Annotated in this window: 25 protein-coding genes; 9 read left to right on the forward strand and 16 right to left on the reverse strand. The window is 39.1% G+C overall.

All coding sequences use genetic code 11. The features are described from left to right. The 13 genes from MWU82_RS12645 to MWU82_RS12705 form a co-directional block, all read right to left on the reverse strand. On the reverse strand, positions 1 to 1,278 hold the full coding sequence (locus MWU82_RS12645) for a beta-ketoacyl-[acyl-carrier-protein] synthase family protein (protein WP_247096637.1): 1,278 nt from the start codon (positions 1,276 to 1,278) through the stop codon (positions 1 to 3). Next, complete coding sequence (locus MWU82_RS12650) at positions 1,275 to 1,724, reverse strand: FabA/FabZ family ACP-dehydratase (RefSeq protein WP_215948074.1); 450 nt, start codon at positions 1,722 to 1,724, stop codon at positions 1,275 to 1,277. Before MWU82_RS12650 ends, MWU82_RS12645 begins: the two co-directional genes overlap by 4 nt. A 79-nt stretch (positions 1,725 to 1,803) precedes the next feature. Continuing rightward, complete coding sequence (locus MWU82_RS12655) at positions 1,804 to 2,859, reverse strand: type III polyketide synthase (protein ID WP_247096638.1); 1,056 nt, start codon at positions 2,857 to 2,859, stop codon at positions 1,804 to 1,806. Between the two features lie 4 nt (positions 2,860 to 2,863). Continuing rightward, positions 2,864 to 3,577: a methyltransferase domain-containing protein gene (locus MWU82_RS12660; RefSeq protein WP_215948072.1), complete on the reverse strand. Its 714-nt coding sequence runs from the start codon at positions 3,575 to 3,577 to the stop codon at positions 2,864 to 2,866. Continuing rightward, on the reverse strand, positions 3,577 to 4,698 hold the full coding sequence (locus tag MWU82_RS12665) for an NAD(P)/FAD-dependent oxidoreductase (protein ID WP_247096639.1): 1,122 nt from the start codon (positions 4,696 to 4,698) through the stop codon (positions 3,577 to 3,579). Before MWU82_RS12665 ends, MWU82_RS12660 begins: the two co-directional genes overlap by 1 nt. Positions 4,699 to 4,769: 71 nt before the next feature. Next, positions 4,770 to 5,465 carry an OmpA family protein gene (locus MWU82_RS12670; protein ID WP_215948070.1) on the reverse strand — a complete coding sequence of 232 codons (696 nt, stop codon included), beginning with the start codon at positions 5,463 to 5,465 and terminating at the stop codon, positions 4,770 to 4,772. A gap of 124 nt (positions 5,466 to 5,589) precedes the next feature. Continuing rightward, positions 5,590 to 6,084 (reverse strand): lipocalin family protein, encoded by a 495-nt coding sequence (locus MWU82_RS12675; protein WP_215948069.1) that lies wholly within the window; start codon positions 6,082 to 6,084, stop codon positions 5,590 to 5,592. Between the two features lie 342 nt (positions 6,085 to 6,426). Further along, the gene (locus MWU82_RS12680; RefSeq protein ID WP_215948068.1) at positions 6,427 to 6,807 is read right to left on the reverse strand and encodes a hypothetical protein; all 381 of its coding nucleotides are present in this window, start codon (positions 6,805 to 6,807) and stop codon (positions 6,427 to 6,429) included. Next, positions 6,807 to 7,226, reverse strand: coding sequence for a GreA/GreB family elongation factor (locus MWU82_RS12685; RefSeq protein WP_215948067.1), 420 nt, complete (start codon positions 7,224 to 7,226; stop codon positions 6,807 to 6,809). Before MWU82_RS12685 ends, MWU82_RS12680 begins: the two co-directional genes overlap by 1 nt. A gap of 23 nt (positions 7,227 to 7,249) precedes the next feature. Next, on the reverse strand, positions 7,250 to 8,533 hold the full coding sequence (locus tag MWU82_RS12690; RefSeq protein WP_247096640.1) for a Glu/Leu/Phe/Val dehydrogenase: 1,284 nt from the start codon (positions 8,531 to 8,533) through the stop codon (positions 7,250 to 7,252). A gap of 360 nt (positions 8,534 to 8,893) precedes the next feature. Further along, the gene (locus tag MWU82_RS12695) at positions 8,894 to 10,228 is read right to left on the reverse strand and encodes a sigma-54 dependent transcriptional regulator (RefSeq protein ID WP_215948065.1); all 1,335 of its coding nucleotides are present in this window, start codon (positions 10,226 to 10,228) and stop codon (positions 8,894 to 8,896) included. A gap of 4 nt (positions 10,229 to 10,232) precedes the next feature. Then, complete coding sequence (locus MWU82_RS12700; protein WP_348646989.1) at positions 10,233 to 11,330, reverse strand: HAMP domain-containing sensor histidine kinase; 1,098 nt, start codon at positions 11,328 to 11,330, stop codon at positions 10,233 to 10,235. A 29-nt stretch (positions 11,331 to 11,359) separates the two neighbouring features. Further along, positions 11,360 to 13,336, reverse strand: coding sequence for a dehydrogenase E1 component subunit alpha/beta (locus MWU82_RS12705; RefSeq protein ID WP_247096641.1), 1,977 nt, complete (start codon positions 13,334 to 13,336; stop codon positions 11,360 to 11,362). 126 nt (positions 13,337 to 13,462) lie between these two features. Between MWU82_RS12705 and MWU82_RS12710 the strand changes: the two genes are divergently transcribed. From MWU82_RS12710 to MWU82_RS12735, 6 genes are all read left to right on the forward strand, one after another. After that, a complete protein-coding gene (locus MWU82_RS12710) occupies positions 13,463 to 14,413 on the forward strand; it encodes a 2-oxoglutarate and iron-dependent oxygenase domain-containing protein (RefSeq protein ID WP_247096695.1) in 951 nt (316 codons plus the stop codon). Between the two features lie 77 nt (positions 14,414 to 14,490). Next, entirely contained in the window at positions 14,491 to 15,096 is a 606-nt protein-coding gene (locus tag MWU82_RS12715) for a DinB family protein (RefSeq protein WP_247096643.1), read from the forward strand. A gap of 109 nt (positions 15,097 to 15,205) precedes the next feature. Beyond that, entirely contained in the window at positions 15,206 to 15,535 is a 330-nt protein-coding gene (locus MWU82_RS12720) for a translation initiation factor (protein ID WP_215948062.1), read from the forward strand. A gap of 73 nt (positions 15,536 to 15,608) precedes the next feature. Beyond that, entirely contained in the window at positions 15,609 to 16,541 is a 933-nt protein-coding gene (locus MWU82_RS12725; RefSeq protein WP_215948061.1) for a DUF1835 domain-containing protein, read from the forward strand. Between the two features lies 1 nt (position 16,542). Further along, positions 16,543 to 17,409, forward strand: coding sequence for a nucleoside phosphorylase (locus tag MWU82_RS12730; protein ID WP_247096645.1), 867 nt, complete (start codon positions 16,543 to 16,545; stop codon positions 17,407 to 17,409). Between the two features lie 130 nt (positions 17,410 to 17,539). After that, positions 17,540 to 18,385, forward strand: coding sequence for a substrate-binding domain-containing protein (locus MWU82_RS12735; RefSeq protein WP_215948059.1), 846 nt, complete (start codon positions 17,540 to 17,542; stop codon positions 18,383 to 18,385). Positions 18,386 to 18,434: 49 nt separating this feature from the next. On the opposite strand, the gene MWU82_RS12740 is transcribed toward MWU82_RS12735, so the two are convergent. Together MWU82_RS12740 and MWU82_RS12745 are read right to left on the reverse strand one after the other, a co-directional pair. Then, entirely contained in the window at positions 18,435 to 18,851 is a 417-nt protein-coding gene (locus tag MWU82_RS12740) for a response regulator (RefSeq protein ID WP_247096646.1), read from the reverse strand. A gap of 223 nt (positions 18,852 to 19,074) precedes the next feature. Then, on the reverse strand, positions 19,075 to 19,740 hold the full coding sequence (locus MWU82_RS12745; RefSeq protein WP_247096648.1) for a uracil-DNA glycosylase: 666 nt from the start codon (positions 19,738 to 19,740) through the stop codon (positions 19,075 to 19,077). Between the two features lie 228 nt (positions 19,741 to 19,968). Between MWU82_RS12745 and MWU82_RS12750 the strand changes: the two genes are divergently transcribed. From MWU82_RS12750 to MWU82_RS12760, 3 genes are read left to right on the forward strand one after another with little or no spacing between them, the layout of a single operon-like run. After that, positions 19,969 to 20,514, forward strand: a complete 546-nt coding sequence (locus MWU82_RS12750; protein ID WP_215948056.1) for an RNA polymerase sigma factor — start codon at positions 19,969 to 19,971, stop codon at positions 20,512 to 20,514. Positions 20,515 to 20,547: 33 nt separating this feature from the next. Beyond that, positions 20,548 to 21,066: a hypothetical protein gene (locus tag MWU82_RS12755; protein WP_247096649.1), complete on the forward strand. Its 519-nt coding sequence runs from the start codon at positions 20,548 to 20,550 to the stop codon at positions 21,064 to 21,066. After that, positions 21,056 to 21,508, forward strand: a complete 453-nt coding sequence (locus MWU82_RS12760; RefSeq protein WP_247096650.1) for a hypothetical protein — start codon at positions 21,056 to 21,058, stop codon at positions 21,506 to 21,508. The genes MWU82_RS12755 and MWU82_RS12760 overlap by 11 nt, the downstream gene beginning before the upstream one ends. A 65-nt stretch (positions 21,509 to 21,573) precedes the next feature. Here MWU82_RS12760 and MWU82_RS12765 read toward each other — a convergent pair whose 3' ends face one another. Next, positions 21,574 to 22,605: an oxidoreductase gene (locus tag MWU82_RS12765; RefSeq protein WP_247096651.1), complete on the reverse strand. Its 1,032-nt coding sequence runs from the start codon at positions 22,603 to 22,605 to the stop codon at positions 21,574 to 21,576. Between the last annotated feature and the right edge of the window lie 27 nt (positions 22,606 to 22,632).

Genomic DNA, 22,632 nt, shown 5'->3' on the forward strand with positions numbered 1-22,632 from the left:
TTATATTTCTTTATAATCATTAAAGATAACACAGGCATTTACATCTCCAAAACCAAAACTTGCTTTTGCCAATATTCCAGGTTTATGGGAAATCGTTTTTAAGGGTATTCTGGAAGCATCTACCAATTCCAGTATCTCCGGATGAAGGTCATGACAATTTCGATTGCCAAAAAACAATCCCTCGCGGTATTGCAGCAGGGAAGCCACGCATTCCACGCTGCCCGAAGCAGCCAAACAATGACCTACCAGCCCCTTTGTTGCGTTTATAAACGGAAAATCCTTACCGCTGCGCTCCAAGGCCTCGCTCCAATTTCTAATTTCTTCGGCATCTTTCGATGTCGCCGTTAAATGTCCATTAATCATATTCACTTCAGATTTTTCTACCCTTGCATCCTTCAATGCCTCCAGAATACATCTTTGAACCGCCTCGCTGTTAGGAGCCGTCATACTGCCTATTCCACGCTGTCCGCCACTATTGATTGCACCTCCCAAGACCTCCGCATAGATTTTAGCCCCTCTTCCCAATGCACTGGCCAACGACTCCAACACCATGGCTCCTGCCCCACTTCCCGGAACAAACCCTGACGCGCTGGTACTCATAGGCCTGCTGGCCTCTTGGGGATTATCATTGTATTTGGAAGGCAGTATGCGCATTGCATCAAAACCGCCCCAAATATACGGTCCGCTGTCATTACAACTCCCTACCAACATCCTTTCTGCCTTTCCTGCCCTTATCCTCTCCATCCCCATAATTACTCCTTCAGTGCCAGTAGCACATGCCGAGGAATTGGTGGTCACTTGATTACCACATCCCAAAATGCCACCGAGATAAGCACTAATGCCACTGGCCATGGTCTGCATTACAGAATTACTGCCCAAACGGCGAGCGTTATTATCATCTATTAAATAAATGGATTCCCTTAGCTTGTCTATTCCTAAAATTCCAGTTCCAAAAATAATTCCGCTATCCCAGTCGGGTTGATCCTTATTAGCCTTATCGAGACCTGCATCCATCCACGCATCCGTTCCGGCCATTACACCATAAATTATACCACTAGAGTTTAAGCCCCTTAGCTGTAATGTTGTAAAATAAGATTCCTTTAAACTTTCCTGTATTTCCGGTTTCCCAGCTATTTGACATCCAAACCCCAAATCGGCCAACTCCTGATGAAACATAATTCCACTTTTACCATTGAGCATTGAATCATAAAAATTGGCTAGGCCCACCCCGTTAGGTGCGCATATACCAAGTCCGGTTACGACTACCCTCCTATTCATATGTTGTTATTTTTTATCATCCCGGACAAAACACCCTTACAAACCAACTGAGCCCGCTGATTGTACATTTTAACCTCACACTTCAACTTATTGAAGCGAAAGAATAGTTTGCTCGATTTTACGGTTACCGTCTCCTGAGGAAAGACAGGCAACAAAAATTGCATCTCGGAACTGCTTAAAGCCACCTGTAAATCCCCTGTATTTAGCTCTTCCAAATTTAGTAAGTGAATCCCCAAGCACACCAACCCGATCTGGGCACAACATTCTGTAAGAATTACCCCTGGTGTAACGGGTTGCTCCTTAAAATGCCCTTTATAAAAAAATTCATCCTGTTTAAAAGTGTAACAACCTTCAAGGGCATTGGCACTCACCATATTAATCCTATCAACAAATAAAAATGGATTGGTATAAGGTAATTTTTTAATTATATCATTTATAATAAGCATATAACAATCATTTAATTAAACTATTACATTAAGCATATAGATTGAAGCAATATCCCAAACTATAAAAATTCCGGTTCTATTACCATTCCAGCAAAATCCGTTGGGCGGAGAATCCGGGCCCAAAACTCAATAATAAACCTTGGTCCCCTTTTGGAATATCCTTTTCCATAAATCGCTCCAGCACATAAAGCACTGTGGCGCTGCTCATATTACCATATAAACGCAGCGTTTCACGGGTATCCTCCAAATTTTTGCCCAATGCTCCAAACAAATCCTCCACCGTCTCCACAATTTTCTTTCCTCCTGGGTGAAAAACTAAATGGTCCACTTTTTCAATACTACTTCCATACCGCTTTAAAAATGGATGAACGATTTCTGGGAAATGTTCGGAAATCGTCTGCGGCACCAAGGGATCTAAAATCATTTTTAAGCCCGAATTGGTTAAATCGAAACCCATCATTTGTGTAGCATCAGGAAAATGATACATTTCCTCCCCAACGATTCTTGGTCCCTTGGCGTCTTCTTCCGATGACACCAACACACAGGCAGCGCCATCACCAAAAATAGCAGCACTGACCATATTGGCCATGGAGTAATCATTGAGCTGAAAAGTTGCAGTTGGACTTTCAACTGCCACTATGGCCGCCCTCTTCCCTGGGTTGGATCTTAAAAAATTACTGGCATATATTAAACCGGAAATACCTGCTGCGCAACCCATCTCCGTAACGGGCAATCTCACTATATCTTTCCTAAGATCTAGATCGTTAATTAAATAAGCATCCAAGGATGGAATCATAATTCCCGTACAACTAACGGTGATTATATAATCCAGACTGTCTGCCGTCCACCCACTTTTATCAAGGGCCCGCCTTAGGACAGTTCTCCCCAATTTCTTGACTTCACGCACATACACATTGTTCTTATCCTCAAAAGAGGTAGCTTCAAAAACCTCTTCGGGACTCATTATACTATAGCGTTTGTCTACGGCTGCCCCTTCAAAAATTTTAAGCACCTTACGCTGCAACCGCTCATCCTGACCGTACAGCCATTTCTCCACAAAAGGCAAAATATCCTTGGTATTCCTACAGTATTGTGGTAATGATTTGGTTACTGCAACTATCCTAGTCCCTTCCATACGGCTACTGTTTTCCCTTTATTCTTATTATCCATAGGTATCTAAATGCCCACCTCCAACAAATATCATGCTCTACATTAGGCAGATTAATGGAAAAAGCTACCAAATCCAATTTGGTAAATGCACTTTTTATAGAAACCAAACCATCATGTTTCGCAATCTTTGTTTTTATAAAAATAAGGCTAAAGAGTTGAAAAAGGTAATAGGACACTTTACTTCTTTGCAGATCATTTATAACAATACCCAAACTGCTCAGTTTTACAAATTGTTCCAGAAAAATGGGTATTTCTTTAGAATCAAAATGGTGCATTGTTAGGGTGCAGAGTAGAATATCGCATTGTAGCTCCTTTGCTTCCGGCGCTAGAATATCCAGCTCCAAGAATATTATATTGGAATATTCCTTATAATTTTCTTTGGCCAGTGCAATAGATTTGGAATTTAAATCTACCCCTATTAGATTTAGGTTTACAGGTTTATTCTTGTAAAACTCAGCAACTTTACCCAACATGGCCCCATCCCCACAACCCATATCCACAATAGTGTAGGAATTCTGAGGGTTTTCTTCAATTATTTTGTCAATAGCTTGCAGGGAAAGTGAAAAACCTTGTAAAACTGTATTGACCCTATTTATGTCCGCATAAACCTTCTGCAACAAAAGTGTATCCAAATAAGGGTCATCCATGAGCTCCCTATTACTACTACGTCTCTTAAAATTCATTAACACCGGATAATTTGTCCATGGGTATTCTTGATCAGCCCATTTACAATATAGGGAGAATTCGCTAATATCCCCATGGCTAAATTGGATAGCCTTGGGCTTAGCAAAACAGCTTGCAGCTGTCTGCCCATCCACAACCTCTTGGCAAACATATGCTTCCATTGGGTTTCATAATCCATCTCTAACTGGGACCGATTCTGAAATCCGTTTTTAAAATAAGCATGGATAGATTCCGAGGCAATTTTAGCGCTATGGATTGCCATGGCCATACCATTGCCGCACATAGGATGAATAAGACCCGCGGTATCCCCGCACATAATAATATGATTCTCTACTGGTTTTTTTTTATGAAAGGAAATCTGTCCTATAGTCAGTGGGTGCTCGAATAACATTTCGGCATCATTAAGAAATTTGCTGAGATATGGATTCCTAGCAATAATATTTTGATTAAAGCCGGCAATATCCTTCTCTTTTTTAAAGCTATCGTAAGAAACCAGATAACAAAAATTTACTGCCCCACTCTCCGTTTTGGAAAGCCCGCCGTAACCACCCCTGAAATTATGGATAGCCACTAAATTATCCGGGAATGAATCCAGTTTATAATGGGCCTTTACAGCTAACCATGGGGATTTTTTCTGAATAAAGTGACGCTCTAGATCTTTATCCAACACTCCTCTTTTTCCATAGGCCCCAATGACAAATTTACTAGTGTATTCCTTGCCCGATTCTACGCCGACCCTAAAATTGTCATTTTCATAGCTAATGGAGGTTACACTATTAGTAAAGACAATTGCCCCCAATTCTTTTGCCCTTTTATACAAAAGATGGTCAAAAGTATATCTACTAAGACCAAACCCTCCCATAGGCAATTTAGCCTTCAGGGCGTCCCCCTTTTCAATGCTCAGTAGCATTTCATTAAATTGAAATGTTTGTGGTAATGAAATTCCCAAAAACCCCAAATAGGGCTTCACTTCATTGGAAATATACTCTCCACAAACTTTATGATGGGGGTATTGTTTACTTTCAAAAACGGCCACATTATAGTTTTCCTTTCGCAAGTGAATGGCGGCCGTTAAACCGGCAAGGCCTCCCCCTACAATAATGACATCAAAATTATCCATCAACAAAAGGTACAGAAAATAAACAAAAAAACCCGACGATATACGTCGGGTTTTATATAAGGAGGTTTTATTTATTGTTTCGCCTTTTGAAGAGCTTCCTGTTGTAAAGCCTCATTGGCCACAATAACCAATTCTACCCTACGGTTTTTAGCCTTACCTGCAGCCGTACTGTTGTCGGCCTTGGGTTGCGTCTCACCATACCAGGTTGTTGTTAACCTACCCCCTGAAATACCATTGGTAATTAGGTAATTGGTTACAGACTGCGCCCGTTGCTTGGATAGATTTAGATTATAATCATCAGGTCCGGCACTATCGGTATGGCCTTCCACCAATATATTGGTGTCCGGATATTCTTTTAAAATCCCTACCAATCTATCTAATGTTGTTGCCGAAGTACCCTTAACCTCGGATTTATTGGTATCAAAATAAACGCCGGCCTCCTCATTGAAGGTTACGTTTATTCCTTCACCTACCCTAGTGACCTCGGCACCTGGAATCTCTTCTTCTATTCGTTCTGCCTGGCGGTCCATTCTATCTCCGATATAACCACCGGCAACACCACCTACCACTGCTCCAATGATAGCCCCTAAAGCTGTATTACCACCTTTTCCAACATTGTTGCCCAGAACACCTCCAATTACCGCTCCACCGGCAGCACCAGTTGCTGCTCCCCTTTGCTTATGACTAGTATTCTTTACTGCTTGACAGCTACTGAACGTAGCTAAAATCATCATTACGGATAAACTACTTACTATTATTTTTTTCATTTGATTTCATTGTTTAATATTAATCCCAAAAGTTCTTAGGACTGTACATCCTTTAGAACAGAAATCATGCCAATCCCGGCTTGCCCGTATATCGGCATGAATATATCTTACAGCTTTTATCCAGTTATGGTAGATCGTTTTTTGTAAATTCATAAACCACGGTCAACGGCTGCCCCTCCACAGTTACTTTTGAGGTCATTCTTAACTGTTGATCGGTTAGTTGTTCAATGTCCAATCTATATCCCAATCCTCCGGAAATATCCTTATACTTTTCGTCTATAAACTTAAATTGCAACTGACTGGCCATCCCGGGTCTATCCACAACAGACCAACGGATGAAGCGCTCCGCTCCATCACAATTACTACCACCTCCCAGCATATAACTACCGGTACTGTTATTGTTTCTAAAAAACCAGGTACTGCCTTCAAAACAGGTAGCATCGGAATCATTAAAAAGAACCGATTTAAATTTCCCCTGTCCCCCTTGATAGGAAACATTGTTCAAAATCCAGTTACCGCTCAAAACACTTCTATCCTGTCTTGCCGCCTTGGATACCGAACAGGAGGTAACAAGACCAGCCGCAAATACCACTAAAAATATAAGCTTTCTTAAATGCATAATTTTCATATTTATTATTTGAACATATATACGTTGAAAGTGGAAAAAAAGTATGATGCTCCGTTATTAATTTTGAAGATTTAAACTAATAGCTTCAGGCACAGAATACTCCAAACAACTTATTTTTTTCAAAGCTATTGCAAACGGCAACAATCGCTTTGCTCTTATAAAAAAATAATTGACTTTACCCCAATTGGGGCCAGGTGGCAATCAGTGGATGCCAGCCCAACTATTTCAGATAATGTTCCCCAAAAAAACAAGGGAAAGCATTGCTTTCCCTTGTGCATTAACAGCCAAAACTCTAATATTAAAACCAACAAACAGACTGCTAACAAAACAACATCATAATTTTATCAATATTTGGGTATATAGTTCTTCCTTTAATTTGTGGGACGCCTGCAAAATGGCCGCATACAGATTACGATACTCTTCATGCTTGTTTACATAGTATATATCGCATTCCATATCTTCACACTCGTGTAAATTGACCATAGAACTCTTATACCTGTAGAAAACGCCGAGATGCAATTTGTTCTCCAAGGTCAATTCTTTCAGGTTAGCTATCATATCATCATCATTCGACAATTTCTTGGCAATGTTGATCAAGGTTTCCAACTCCCTGCCATTGTTCACCAGATGACCTATCCAATTGTTCAACTCCAGAGCATCTTTTTTGGCAATTAACCTATCGTCCGAGTCATGCTCATAAAACACCTCCATCATTACAATAAAATATCAGAATTAATAGTGTTATGCTCTTGTTTTACATCTGCAACCTTAAGAGTCTGTTCTCCATTCCTAAACTCCCAAACAATATCGTCCCCTTTGGCATAGCCTATAACTGCGGCCCCCATAGGTGTTAAAATGGATATTTTACTATTCTTGAAATCACCTTGCGATGGAATCACCAATTGGAATTGCTTGGACCACCCATTAACTGCTTGGATTGTAACGATGGAATTGAACCTAATGACATCTTTGGGCATTTCCTCTTCATTATAAACCACTGCAGACTTCAACTCTTCGGTCAACTTTTCAATAGAACTCTTATAAGTATTATCCGTATAAAACCCGGATACATTTACCAGACGCTTTAATAGGACGAACTCCTTCTCCTCCAACACTAAATTTCCGTACTTCATAATTCTGTATTTTTTAATTTTATTTATGGAAATATCCCTCTTTGAACATAGGCCTTTTCTATTCTCTCAATAGCTATAATATAGGCTGCAGTTCTCATATCCCCATCCCTATTTTCTGCCTTCTCATATACCTTTTCAAAGACTTCCTTCATCTTCTTTTCCAGCTTGGCCAATACTTCCTCCAATTGCCATAACTCTCCGTTTCTATTCTGTAGCCACTCAAAATAGCTGCCAATTACACCCCCTGAATTACATAGGATGTCCGGTATAATTCCCACTCCATTTTTCAACAATATCTCCTCGCCTTCCACATCGGTCGGTCCATTTGCACCTTCCGCTATTAAAAATGCCTTGATCTTAGCTGCGTTCTCAGCTGTGATTTGATTTCCTAAGGCAGCAGGTATACATATATCACAATCCAATTCAAAAAAATGTTCCTTATCTACAGCTTGCGCCAAGGTATAGCCTACAATACTGCCCTTGTTGTCCTGCATATACTGGTACAACTTGGAGACGTCAATACCATCGCTGTTGGTAATACTGCCATAAGCATCCTGCACTCCCACCAGCTTAGCACCTTCATTTTCCAAAAAATGGGCAGTCCAATAACCTACATTCCCAAAACCCTGAACAATAAATCTCTTGTTCTTCAGGTCCACCTTTTTCTTTTCGGCCCAATATTTTATGTTCAGAAAAACACCATAGCCGGTAGCCCTATCCCTACCTTCGGATCCTCCGGAACCCAAGGGTTTTCCAGTTACCACATGCTGATTTTTAGATCTTTCGGCAGGCGATTTTGTAGACATATATGTATCCACGATCCAAGCCATGGTTTGTGCATTTGTATTTACATCCGGGGCAGGTATATCGTGTTCCGGACCTATGTTATCTCCCAATGCATATGTAAATCTTCTGGTAATCCTTTCCAATTCCGCAGTGGAATATTTGGAGGGGTCAATTTGAATCCCTCCCTTTGCGCCACCATAGGGCAGACCTGCCAAAGAGGTTTTCCAGGTCATCCACATGGCAAGGGCTTTTGCCGCATCAATATCAACGGTCGGGTGATAACGAAGTCCACCCTTATACGGTCCTAAAGCGTTATTGTGCTGTACCCGGTATCCCGTAAAAACTTCAACATCCCCATTGTCCATTTTAACAGGGAAATGTATCAGTAATTCATTATTGGTAATACTTAGTATTTTTCTAATATTAGTATTTAGGTTAATAATATCGGCAGCATTATTGAATTGACGCATCACGTTCTCCAACATGCCCTGTTTCGATTCTGTTTTCGACTTTGTAATCATAAATTTTTGTTTAGAATAATCTCACTTCACTTTTAAAAACCAAATGATTTCCACCAGGAACTACCCTTGAATCGGCTGATTCAAATTCATTGCAGTTCCAAATATGCTTTTTATTTTTTGTAAGTACACATGTTTTGAAATACTCACAACTTGGACATAAACTAGTGCTGTTTCCCATAACCGTGTATTTTAGTAACACATCAAGGGCAACTAGGGTGCCATAAAACCAGAGAGATACTTATATTGTATTCAAATAACTGAAAATCAATAGTTTAATTCGAATCAAATAATACTTTCCCGAATATTAAAATGGGGGATTTTCCTCATATGGGTAATTTTTACCCATCTAAAACAAGGGGTTTATTGGATTTTTTGACGCAGCGTTTTGCGATCGATCTGTAGAATTTCTGCCGCCTTGGATTTGTTATTGTCCGTAGCCTCCAAAACTTTTAAAATGTATTTTTTTTCAACTTCCCTTAATGGCAATAGGTGGTCTTCGGGAAAATCTATCTTGTATTTCAAATTGTCAGGCAAATTGTCGATTTCAATTCTTTTATCGCACATTATTACAGCCCTCTGAATTACGTTTTCCAATTCCCTAATATTACCTGGCCATGGATACCGCATCAAAAGCTCCAAGGCCTCCGGTGTAATAGTGACCAACCTATCTTTATATTCTACACCGTATTTTAAAAGAAATTTGTCCACCAACAAAGGAATATCTTCTTTGCGCTCCCGGAGGGAAGGAACATTGATTTCCACAACGGTCAACCTATAATAAAGGTCTTCCCGGAACAATTTTTTTTGAACTAAGGAGTACAAATTGCTATTGGTGGCCGCAATGACCCGGATGTCTATTTTTTCTATCTTTTGGGAACCCACCTTTACCACTTCCTTTTCCTGCAATGCCCTTAACAATTTGGATTGTACGGACAGTGATGCGTTGCCTATTTCATCTAAAAATAGGGTACCCTTGTCCGCAGCCTGAAAAAAACCGTTGCGGTTTTCATTGGCACCCGTAAAAGCACCCTTGGCATAACCAAAAAGCTCGGCCTCCAAAAGACTTTCCGGAATAGCCCCACAGTTCACCGCAACAAACGGTGCTCTGGAAAATTTTCCCATATAATGTACGGAACGGGCAACCAATTCCTTTCCGGTCCCACTTTCCCCATTTATCAGTACCGTTGCTTTGTTGTCTTTCACCCTATCAATAATATCGGTCACTTTTTTTATGGCCTCGGATCTACCAATAAGCTCGCCATAAGCATCAACATTATTGTTTTTGGAAACTGAATGTACATTGGACCCTGCCTTGCCTGCGGAATTGCCCGTGAATGATTTTAATACCGCCTGTTTTAATTCCTCTTTGGTAAAAGGTTTGACCAAATAATCCAAGGCCCCCGATTTTATAACGCTCATTGCGTCATCTACCGAGGGATAGCCGGTAACCACTAATTTTGGCAACTTGGGATAATGTTCGGAAACATATTTGACCAACTGCAGTCCGTCCACATCCGGCATTTTAAGGTCCGTAATCAAAAGGTCTATTTTGGAATCCTTTAGGATCACCAAAGCCTCCTTAACAGAAACAGCCTTATAGGTGTGGTAATTAAAGGATTGAAGGTGTCTATGGATCAATTCCAATATATTTACATCATCATCTACGATCAATACATTCTCTTTATTAAAACCCATAATCTTAAATTTTCGGAAAATCAACGGTAAATATAGCCCCTTTAGGTTTGTTGGATCTATACTTTATTGTTCCTTTATGACTTTTTACAATGCCATGAACTACACTTAACCCCAATCCGGAACCCTCACCAACCGGTTTGGTACTATAAAATGGCTCAAAGATCCTATCACTAATTTTGGGATCTATACCCGGACCTTCATCCGTGATGCTTATTTCTATATTTCTGTCGGTTTCCTTTACGGCTATTTTAATCTTGCCCTTAACTGGGGAAAAATAAATGGCATTGAGCACCAAATTAAAAATTACCTGTGTCAACTGAATCGTATCTACCCGTAGAAAAATGGGTTGGTCACTTAAATTGAGTTCGTGAACAATTTTCTTTTTCTTTAAGCTGGGTTCCATTAAATTAACAGCGTTGGCAATTATAGGGCCTATGTTGACCAATGACATTTGCTGGGGCATTTCACAGGCAAAGAACATAAGCTTTTTAACCACTTCCCTAGAAAATATAGCACTATTTATAATTTTATCAACATCCTTGGAGGCTTGGGTATCCTGAGTTATCCTAGTTTTCAATAATTCGGCAAATCCTAGGATATTCGCCAAGGGAGTATTTAGTTCATGGGCGATTCCGGCAGTAATCTCACCTAAAATACCAAGGCGGTCGGCCCTCTCCATTTTCCGTTTTATAATTATCTCGTTGTCCTTGATCTGTTTTCTTTCCAAAAGATTACCGACCTCCAAACACACATTTCGAAGCAATTTTTCTTCTTCCTTCAAAAAATCATCTTCGCTATATTTTGGCCGCGGATAGGCCACTTGTATCTCACCTACCTTTTTATTAAAAACCTTTACACTGGACTCCAGGGACACAGGATTATCCGGAAAGTCTGTCGTAACTATATTGTACTGGTCCGATGTGAGTTTCACTTGGGCAGCGTCACTAAAAAGCCAAGCTTTTTGTAAACAATGCATAATTCCCTTTAGGGCGTCTTCAACCTGGTCATAATCGCAATTAACGATTATTGAGGTTACTTCATACAAACAAGTAAGCTCTTTTATACGCTCCTTAAGTTTTTCTTCCGCTGTAATCATATGCATATTAATCCATTTTAATTTTCGCGAGATATTTAATAGGATATCAAATTTAAAAGCTCCTGTGCGAATCTTGCTTTGGGCAAATAATTGTTTTCCAAATTTTTCGCAAAGGGAATGGGGGTTTCCAAACTGGCAACCCGTTTTACGGGTGCATCCAAGTACTCAAAACAGTTCTCCACCACCAAGGCGGAAATGTCACTGCCCACTCCCCCAAACAAACTATCCTCCTGTAAGATAATAAGTTTCCCTGTTTTTTTTACAGAGGCATAAATTGCATCCATGTCCATGGGTTGCAACGTCCTTAAATCAATCATATCGGCCTTTATATCCGGATTATCATTTAGTGCCTCCAAGGCCCAATGTACACCCAAACCATAGGAAACTACAGTAATATCCGTGCCCTCCCTCATTAGGGACGCCTTGCCGAATGGCAAAGTATAATAATCCTCGGGCACGTCTTGGTAAATATTCCTGTAAAGCCCTTTGTGTTCAAAAAACAATACCGGATTGGGATCATTTATGGCAGTGGCCAAAAGACCTTTCGCATCATATGGGAAGGCCGGATAGACCACTTTTAACCCCGGAGTTTTTGTAAACCAGGCCTCGTTGGTCTGTGAATGAAAAGGTCCTGCCCCCATCCCTGCCCCACAGGGCATCCTTATTACAACATCTGCATGCTCTCCCCAACGGTAATGCACCTTGGCCAAATAGTTTACAACGGGGTTAAATCCAGTACTTACAAAATCCGCAAACTGCATTTCCACTACCGATTTTATTCCGTTTATAGAAAGACCCATTGCAGCAGAAACTACTGCCGACTCACATATAGGGGTATTTCTGACCCGGTCTTTCCCAAAGGCTTCCACAAAACCCTCGGTAATCTTGAATACTCCGCCATAACCTGCAATATCCTGCCCCATTACCACCAAGTTTTTATGCCTTTCCATAGACTGTTTTAAACCCTGGGAAACCGCATCGACCAACCTAATATTTTTGGTTATGGAATTATGGTTAATTTGCTGATAATCAAAATCTTTATAAACATCCTTTAATTCCTTTGTTTCATCTACTTCTACCTCATTCTCCACAAAGGCCTTTTTAAGATCGTAGTCAATTTCAGCATATATTTCATTTTTAAAGGTCTCTATCAAATGGGGTGAAAGAATCTTTTCCTCCAAAAGAAAATTTTCAAAATTTACAATGGGATCCTTTTCCTCCCAGGTGTCCAATAATTGTTGTGGGACATATTTGGTACCACTGGCCTCCTCATGGCCACGCATCCTGAAAGTTTTAAATTCCAACAATACAGGCCTAGGATTTTTCCGCATACTCTGACAAATAAAATCGACCTGGGAATACACTTCCAAAATATTGTTGCCCTCCAAAATATGCGATTCCATTCCATAACCTATTCCCTTATCCGCCAAATTTTCACATCTGTATTGCTCATTGGTTGGGGTAGACAAGCCATAACCGTTGTTCTCGATACAAAACAGAACAGGCAAATTCCATACCGCAGCGAGATTTAAGGCCTCATGGAAATCGCCCTCACTGGTACCCCCCTCTCCCGTAAAGACAGCAGTTACCTTATTATTCTGTTTCAGAAGGTCTGCAAGTGCTATTCCATCGGCCACCCCCAATTGGGGGCCTAAGTGGGAAATCATCCCTACAATTTTATATTCTTGGGTTCCAAAGTGAAAACTTCTGTCCCTACCATTGGTAAAGCCGCTGCCTTTACCCTGCCATTGGGAGAAAAGCCGGTGCAATGGTATATTTCTAGAGGTAAAAACACCTAGATTGCGGTGCATGGGCAAAATGTATTCATCTGGCCTTAAGGCACTGGTAACCCCTACCGCTATTGCCTCCTGTCCTATGCCGCTAAACCATTTGGTTATTTTTCCCTGACGTAGGAGAATCAACATTTTCTCCTCTATCAAACGTGGTTTTAGCATCCGTTGATAAAGTTTCAATTGCATGGCCTTATCAACACTATCTCCTTTATATTGCATGTTATGTTTTTATTCTTTTTGGCTTAAATAATTTATAAATGTAACAAAACGGAAAAACAAAGTCGAATAATATTTCAAGAAGATTGGCCATATTTATTAACTTTGATTTTATTAATAATTATGATGATGACTGCAATACCAAGTGTAAATCTTGAAGATTTTATATCCGACGATAACAAAAGAAAAGAAAAATTCATTAAAGAGATAGGAAGTGCCTTCGAGAATATTGGATTCGTAGCATTAAGTGGTCATTTTTTGTCCGAAAAATTAGTGGATGATCTCTATTCTGAAATCAAAAATTTTTTTAACCTACCACAAGAAGTCAAGGATAAATATGAAATTCCTGGGATAGGGGGACAAAGGGGATATACTTCTTTTGGAAAAGAACATGCCAAGGGCAAAAAGGAAGGCGATCTAAAGGAATTTTGGCATTTTGGACAGTATGTGGAAAATAATCCGAAATTGGAAAAGGAATATCCTGCCAATGTAGAGGTCCAAGAATTGGGCAATTTTAATGCTACCGGTAAGGAAACCTATAAAATGTTGGAAAAAACGGCAAAATTTGTTTTGCGAGCACTTGCCCTTCATTTGGACCTTGAGGAAACCTATTTTGACGATTATATTAAAAATGGAAATTCCATTTTAAGGCCAATACATTATCCCCCTATTCAACAAGAACCTAAAAATGCCGTTAGGGCTGCGGCCCATGGGGATATTAATTTAATTACCCTATTAATGGGAGCACATGGAAAGGGACTTCAGGTAATGAACCACGACGGGGAGTGGGTAGATGCAATTGCTCAGCCGGATCAATTGATGATCAACGTAGGGGATATGTTATCACGTTTAACCAACAATAAATTAAAATCCACCATACACCAGGTGGTTAATCCCCCCAAGGAACTATGGGGTACCTCCAGGTATTCCGTACCGTTTTTTATGCATCCCATTAGCGAAATGCCTTTAAATTGTTTAGAGAATTGTGTTGATAAGGACCATCCAAAACAATTTGAAGATATTACCGCTGGAGAGTTTTTGCATGAAAGACTGATCGACTTAGGCTTAATTACGAAGTAGATCAGAATTGGTTCAAGCTTAATTATTGCCTATGGAATTGAACAATCTTTAGTATTAACAATTTAACCCTGGACACTATGAAAAAAGTAATTTCACCAATTGTATTATTGGCGGTTTTAGCATTTGGAGTAGTTAAATCTACACTTACAGATGCCGAAAGGGAATTTGCCGTAAAGGAAATGACAAAATCCCATGATCATTTTTTAAACACATTGGAGGGCTTAAATGAAGCGCAACTCAATTACAAGGTAACGGATGATTCTTGGTCCATTGCGGAATGTGCAGAGCATATAGCAATTTCTGAAAACATGATCTTTGGTATGCTTCAAGGTACTTTGGCCAAGGAGCCAGACCCTTCCAAGCGCTCAGAAGTAAAAGTTTCTGATGAAGGACTAATAGCCATGATAGAAGACCGCAGCAACAGAGTAAAAACTAGTGAGGCTTTTGAACCATCTGGGAAATATGGCAGTTTTGAGGAAACGGTAGAGGAATTTAAATCCAAGAGGAAAGAACATATAGAATATGTTAAAAGCACACAGGATGACCTACGAAACCATTACCAACAACTTCCTTTTGGAACCGTTGATGCCTATCAAATACTTTTGTTTATGTCCGGCCATACGGAAAGGCATATAAAACAAATGGAGGAAGTAATGGACGACGAGGACTTTCCAATGGATTAATTAACACCCAAATCAAAATGACCCATTCCAACCAAAATCCCAATTTATGAAGGATGGGTTTTGATTTTGGCGCTGATATACTATTTTAGCATAATTTTTAAAATTTACAATGGACTTAAAGGATCAATTGAAGAATCTATTTCCGGATCATAAACCAACGGAGGAAGAGCCGAAAAAAGATGTTGAAAATGAAATTTGGTTGCAGGAAGAACCTATTATATGCAAGTATGAAAAAAGAAAGGGAAAACCAACAACCATTTTAGAAGGGTATACCGGAGCCGACGAAGATTTTAAAAAATTGGCCAAGGAGCTTAAGACCAAACTTAGCGTAGGCGGAAGTTTTAAGGACGATTCTATAATCATTCAAGGAGATTATAGAGATAAAATAATGAAAATATTACAGGAAAAAGGATTTAAAGTAAAACGCGTTGGAGGTTAGATTTTTGTTAATTATTTTTTGATATTAAGATAAAACACTACATTTATTAGCCACAACCTAAACCACCATTACAATGAGTTCCCAATTACACATAACAAACGGTGATATACTCACCAACAAATTAAGCACCCTTAAATTGGAAGGGGATATTATTACCTGGCGCGAAATGTTATGTGAAGGTAAGACCGAAACCAATGTTGGCAGCGAATCATTTTGGAAAACCAGGTTCGAATTTTTGAATAAAAACTACAAGGTTTCCAAATCGTGGTTTATTGATAAAACTTTAAAAGAATACCGCACCCTTTGTAATCACAAACAGGAAGATCGTATCGTACTTTGGTTCGATTTCGACCTTTTTGATCAGGTTAATATGTTAGCGGTGATAAGTTGGTTAAAGACCCATAGGCCTTATGCCGAAATTTCCTTGGTATCCAGTGAAGAAGAAGAGAATTCCATTAATATATTAGGGCTAGGAGAATTAACAGATGAACAACTACGCAAATTATACACTAATCGCACTCTTTTAACGCAGGACGATATAGAATACGCCGATTATGTTTGGCAGTTGTACTGTAGTGACAACCCTATTAGATTAGAGAACCTTAAGGATTTTGACAGTTTTCAATTCTCACACCTTTCCGGTGCTATTGAAGCCCATTTAATGCGTTTCCCAACCATTAGAAATGGTCTCAATGAAGTGGAAAATAATATTTTACGCTTGGCACGCAGCGCCAAACCAAAGACTAAGATAGAATTACTGAACACGGTTTTAAGAAATCAGGGGCGTTATGGTTTTGGTGATACCCAATACGAGCGGGTAATAACCAAGCTAAAACCTCTTTTTACCAATTTCAGCCCTGTTAAACTTTCAAAAAAAGGTATGGAAATCCTGGAAGGAAAAACCAGTTATTATTCCTGTATCCAAGAAAATGATGCCTATTTGGGCGGAGCATTAAAATATAATTTCCTTTATAACTCTGAAACGAACCGCATACTAAAATTGTAAAATGAAAATTGGTTCTTCAGAGCTAATCCTAAACGCAGACCATAGCGTATACCATCTTAATTTATTTCCTCAAGACCTAGCAGATACCGTAATCACCGTTGGAGACCCCGATAGGGTAAAGCGCGTTTCCCAGTATTTTGATAAGATCGACTTAAAAAAAGGAAAGCGGGAATTCCTAACCCATACCGGATGGCTGAACAATAAGCGCATTTCGGTAATTTCTACAGGTATCGGCACAGACAATATAGACATCGTCCTCAATGAGCTGGATGCCTTGGTCAATATTGATTTTGAAACTAGGACTATAAAAAAAGATAAAACCCGCTTGGATATTATTCGGATAGGCACTTCCGGAGCCATTCAGCCCGATATTCCCTTAGATTCTTTTTTGTTGAGCGAATACGCCATTGGCCTGGATAGTCTTTTGCACTTTTACAACAGTGCCCATATTCAACACCCGGAGATTCAGCAAGCATTTTTAAAACACACCAATTGGCTAAAAGATAAGTCCAACCCCTATGTTGTAGAATACGACAAAACTTTGGGAGCCCAGTTCATCTCGGACAAAATGCAACTTGGATTTACCGCTACCAATGTTGGGTTCTATGGTCCCCAGGGTAGAATTTTACGTTTAAAATTGGAAGATGAAAATATGAATGCCAAACTGGCCAGTTTTAATTATAATGATAAGCGTATCACCAATCTGGAAATGGAAACCTCCGGAATTTATGGCTTGGCAAAGTTATTGGGACACAGGGCTGTTTCCTTAAACTGTATTGTGGCAAACAGGCCCAATGGACAGTTTTCATCAAGACCGGATTTGGCGATAGACGAACTTATTAAATATGCCTTGGACAAGATAGCTTAAAGTTTTAACAGCCAAAAAGATAAACAACTGACTATAAGTGCTTTGATATGTGTTATTTAGAAGAAAAGTTAAAAACAATAATCCTACCCGCACTCTTAATTAGTTGGCAAACCAGATAAAAACAATTGATTTGAAAAATGTAAATATCATAGGTGTTCCCGAACACTTTAATTTTCCCTGGCAATTAGCTATAGAAGAAGGGGCTTTTGAAGCTAGGGGCATAAACTTGCAATGGAAAGATATTCCCGAAGGAACCGGTAAAATGGCACAATTATTAAAGGAAAATGAAACCGATCTGGCCATTATCCTTACCGAAGGAATTGCAAAAAGTATTAGCGAAGGGAATCCTTCAAAAATTGTTCAGGAATACATAGCTACTCCCCTCTTATGGGGTATTCACGTAGCTGCCAAAAGCAATTACAAGACCTTGGCCGATATAAAAAACAAAACCGCGGCCATAAGCCGATATGGCAGTGGCAGCCATTTGATGGCCTACGTAAATGCCCAAAAAGAGGGTTGGGACACTAAGGATCTAAAATTTGAGGTAATCAATAATCTAGATGGTGCGGTGGCCTCTTTAACAGAAGGTAGGTCGGATTATTTTATGTGGGAAAGATTCACCACAAAACCGTTGGTGGACCAAGGCATATTTAGAAGAATTACAGATTGCCCCACCCCATGGCCTTGCTTTGTTATTGCCGCCACGGATAAATTTATAACTGAAAATCCCGGAACCTTGGGCCATATACTGGAAATCATCAACATATATACCTCCGATTTTAAACGGATTCCCAGCATAGATCGTACTTTGGCCAATACTTACAACCAGCAGTTGGAAGATATCAAGCATTGGCTATCCCTAACGGAATGGGGGCAAAATAATATCAGCAAAAAGAATTTGGAATTGGTACAAAATACCTTAAAGGACTTAAAGCTTATTGAGAGGATAATGCCTAGTACAGAGATAATTTACTAGAATAGTTTACGTAAACTCAGTATTTTTCGATTTACATCCTAGCTAACCTCTAGTCGTAAAAATAAGACTGAATTATGCTTCTAAAGTTTATATCGGACAAAGGTTTGTGTAGGCACTCTTTGACTTGGGGATTGGACAAGGCCTTATAGGTCACTTCTTCGCATCCATTTGCAGTTAATACGGCTATAACTATCTTTTCTTTTTCTTCTTGTCTAAAAAGGATATTAAAGGCCTCCAAAAATTGCCATCCATCCATTACTGGCATTTCAATATCCAGAATCAACAAAAAACTTCCCTTATCTATATCATTAATATTTTTCTCTATAAAATCCAGGGCTCTATGTCCGTCCGTAACTGTATCAATTTCCAGGTCAGGAATAAGTTTTTTTAAAAATAGTTTATTCAGCATATTGGTTGTTCCGTCGTCATCAACCAACAATACCCATTTCAATCTAGTAGAATTCATTAACCTATTAATATTTAATATCACAAATGCAAGTGTAAGTTTTATAATACAGATTCAAAAAAAGTACAAATATAGATTTAGTTAATAGTACATTTTCGCTTTTGGACAAAAAAGTAACATAAATGTTCTTTCATTAGCAGGAATTAAGCAAAAAAATGAATAGCATAAATACTTTATAGCCGAAGAACAGTTCTGTATTAAAACTGCTTCAACAAAATTCCTATTACCATTTAATTGCCTGCTTTCCATTTTCCAATAATATTTTATTCGTTTTACTAAAATGCTTGTTACCAAACCAATACCCCCTATTGGCACTTAAAGGGGACGGATGTCCGGAAGTTAAAATACAATGCTTTTTGGCATTGATCAACTTAGCCTTCTTCTTTGCAAAACCGCCCCATAACAAAAATATCAAGCCCTCTTTTTCTTCTGATAGTTTTTGAATAACAGTATCCGTAAAGGTCTCCCATCCATTATTCTGGTGACTGCCAGCTTCACTTGCCCGTACCGTTAAGGTAGCGTTCAGCAAAAGAACCCCTTGGTCTGCCCAATGTTCCAAATTTCCATCTTCCGGATAGGCCGTCCCCAAATCTGATGCTATTTCCTTAAATATATTCACCAATGAGGGTGGGTGTGCTACGCCCGCGTTTACGGAAAAACAAAGGCCATTGGCCTGATTTGGTCCGTGATATGGATCCTGACCTATAATAACCACCTTCGTTTCCTCCCAGTGACAATGGTTGAAAGCGGCAAAAATATTACGCTCCTCAGGATAGCACGTCTGCTTGGCATATTCCTGTTGAACAAATGCCGTAAGAGCTTCAAAATAAGGTTTTTTAAACTCTTCAAGCAGAAGCCTGTGCCAACTATCATGCACATTAAAGGTCACTTATAATTTCATTTTATAATTGTTAAACAACGAATTGATACCTTTTTGCAAGGAATAACTTCAAAAATAGCTAAAAAATAAAAATAATTTTCATTAAATAGCTCCAAGCTAAAAAAATATAGCAGTAGTTAAACTTGCTTACCTTTGCAATTAGGCACAAAAAAATTATAACCCTGTAAATAAACCTTTTTCAGTTTTTACAGTCCTATAATAGAACTTAAGTCCAAAATGTTGATTGCGGAAGAAACTTTAGTAATACAATTAAAGCAAAAAGACCATCAGGCCAAGGCTTTTGAAATACTTGTAAACACTTACAAGGAGCGCCTGTATTGGCATATAAGAAGAATTGTATTAAACCACGATGATACGGATGATGTGTTGCAAAATACCTTTATAAAAGTTTTTAGAAATATCGATGGCTTTAAGGGTGATAGTAAATTATACTCCTGGATGTACAGGATAGCCACCAACGAGGCCTTGTCATTTTTAAAATCCAAATCGCAAAAACTTAAGATCAATAACGAGAATTTAATGACTAAGGCAGTAGAAGATTTGAGGGCCGATGTATATTTTGAAGGGGATGAAATTCAACTAAAATTACAAATGGCCATTGCAACGCTTCCTGAAAAACAAAAATTAATTTTTAATATGAAATATTTTCAGGAGATGAAGTATGAAGAGATTTCAGAAATTTTAGAGACCTCCGTAGGTGGATTAAAAGCCTCCTATCATTTGGCATCAAAAAAGATCGAAGCTTTTTTGAAAGAAAATTAAACCTTTTATATTGTTCAAGGTCAAACTATTGAAATGGATAAATTAAATAAAAATAACAGCTTCAAGGTTCCGGATGGGTATTTCGATACCCTTTCCAGCGATATCTTTAAAAAGATAGCAAAGGAAGATATTTCTATGCCTCCAAATGAAGGGTTCAAAATTCCGGAAGGTTATTTTGATACTTTAAACGCTAAGCTTCTGGGGCAACTGGAAAACACCCCGGTAGAGCCTAAGGTAATCCCTTTAAAATCCTATAAAAAACACTATTATACTGCCGCTTCCGTAGCTGCCGTAGTATTGCTGTTCATTTTGGTTCAATTTAATAGGGATAAAACACCATCCTATTCGGATTTGGCCAATTCGGACATAGAACATTATTTTGAATTTAACGATTTGGAACTTTCTTCCTATGATTTGGCGGAAATACTTCCAATCCATGATTTGGACCTAAACGATATACTGGAAAGTAGACTGGATAATGATAATATCATAGATTATCTGGATTCCCATATTGAAGATTTTGAAGAATTAAATATGCACAATGATGATTAAAAAAATAAATATACTTGCTTCCCTGTTATTCCTTGCAGCTACCCTATCATTAAGCTCACAGGAAAAGCAGGATTGGGATAAAATAAAGTCCCTAAAAATAGCTTTCATTACAGAAAGATTGGACCTCACCCCAAAAGAGGCCCAAAGTTTCTGGCCTATTTACAACGAGCATCAATCCAAAAGAGAAGGTTTGTTCAGGGAGGAGCGCTTTGAAATAGGTTCCGAGATAAAAAATCTGGATGCCCTATCGGATGCACGGGCCGGCGAACTTCTGGCCCGTATGCAAAAATTGGAGGAAGAAAAATATAATGTGGAAAAATCCTATATCGAAAAAATATCCAAGACAATTTCGGCCAAGAAGACCATTCTGTTGATGCGTTCGGAAGAGGATTTTAAACGTCAGCTAATCAAACAATATAGACAGAGAAAGGGTGGCCAGTAATTTTCAAGAATTAAAGCCATAGAGCATTAATTAAAGTACTCTAATTCTGCAGCTCCCTGGACATCTCAGCGAAAAATAAGTTTCGCAATCCTGCCCTTTCCTGCGGCATATGCAGTAGTGTCGTTCATAAACCTAAGGGTATAAAAAGATTCATCGGAAAGTTGTTTCCAATTTTCACCAGTGTCATGGGAATAAGCAATACCCTCAAAGCCGATGGCAATTAAGGACTTACCCATGGAATTTGGCACAAACTGCACACAACTTCTAAAATTCGGAAGTTTACCATTGGCGATCAATTTCCATGTTTTGCCACCGTCCGTAGTTATTGCCTTGTTGCCTTTATTTATTGCCGGGTCGGTATAATCACCTCCAAAGACAACGCCCAGGTTTTCGTCATAAAAATCAATGGAAAAGATACCTTGGGTAGTTTCTTCACTAATTATTGGCGTTTTCACAACTTCCCAAGTAAACCCCTTATCGCCGGTATAATATACATTTCCATGTGTAGTTGCTATCCAAGCCATATTATCCAACACTTTTATGTTGGTATTACTGGCCGCAAAGGCACCTTCGCCGGCTTCAGACTTTGGCAAAGAAGAACATGGTAGCTTATTCCAGGTATTACCGCCATCCCTAGTAATGATTATGGACAGACAGCCATCCATACTGTCCCCCACCGCTATTCCCTCTTGATCGTTCCAAAAGGTCATGGCATCATAGAATACCTTCTCATCCTCTTCCTTGTATACCAATTCCATATTGCCCTTGTCGCCAGTCTTGTACAACAAGGCCGGATTAGCTATCGAAAGCATAAAGAAATCGGTGGAATTTTGTGCTACGGCCCTAAATTCCGGAAGTATACTGTCATATTTTTGAGTATTTACCCTCACTTTGTTGGTCCTAAGGTCTACCAAACCAAATGCGCCTTTGTTGGCAGCAAATGCCATATTGCCACCGTCCATAATTTCGATTGCCCTAAAGCTCAACGAATCGGTATAAATGGTTTCTATTTTTACAGAGTTAAACGTTCTCTTTTCGTCCATTTCGGAACACGAGGCCAAAATAAAAAGAATGAGAAACACCAAATAATTGCGCATGCTTATAATTTTCCCCAAAAATAAGAG

This window comes from Arenibacter sp. S6351L, assembly GCF_023016025.1.
GTDB lineage: Bacteria > Bacteroidota > Bacteroidia > Flavobacteriales > Flavobacteriaceae > Arenibacter > Arenibacter algicola_B.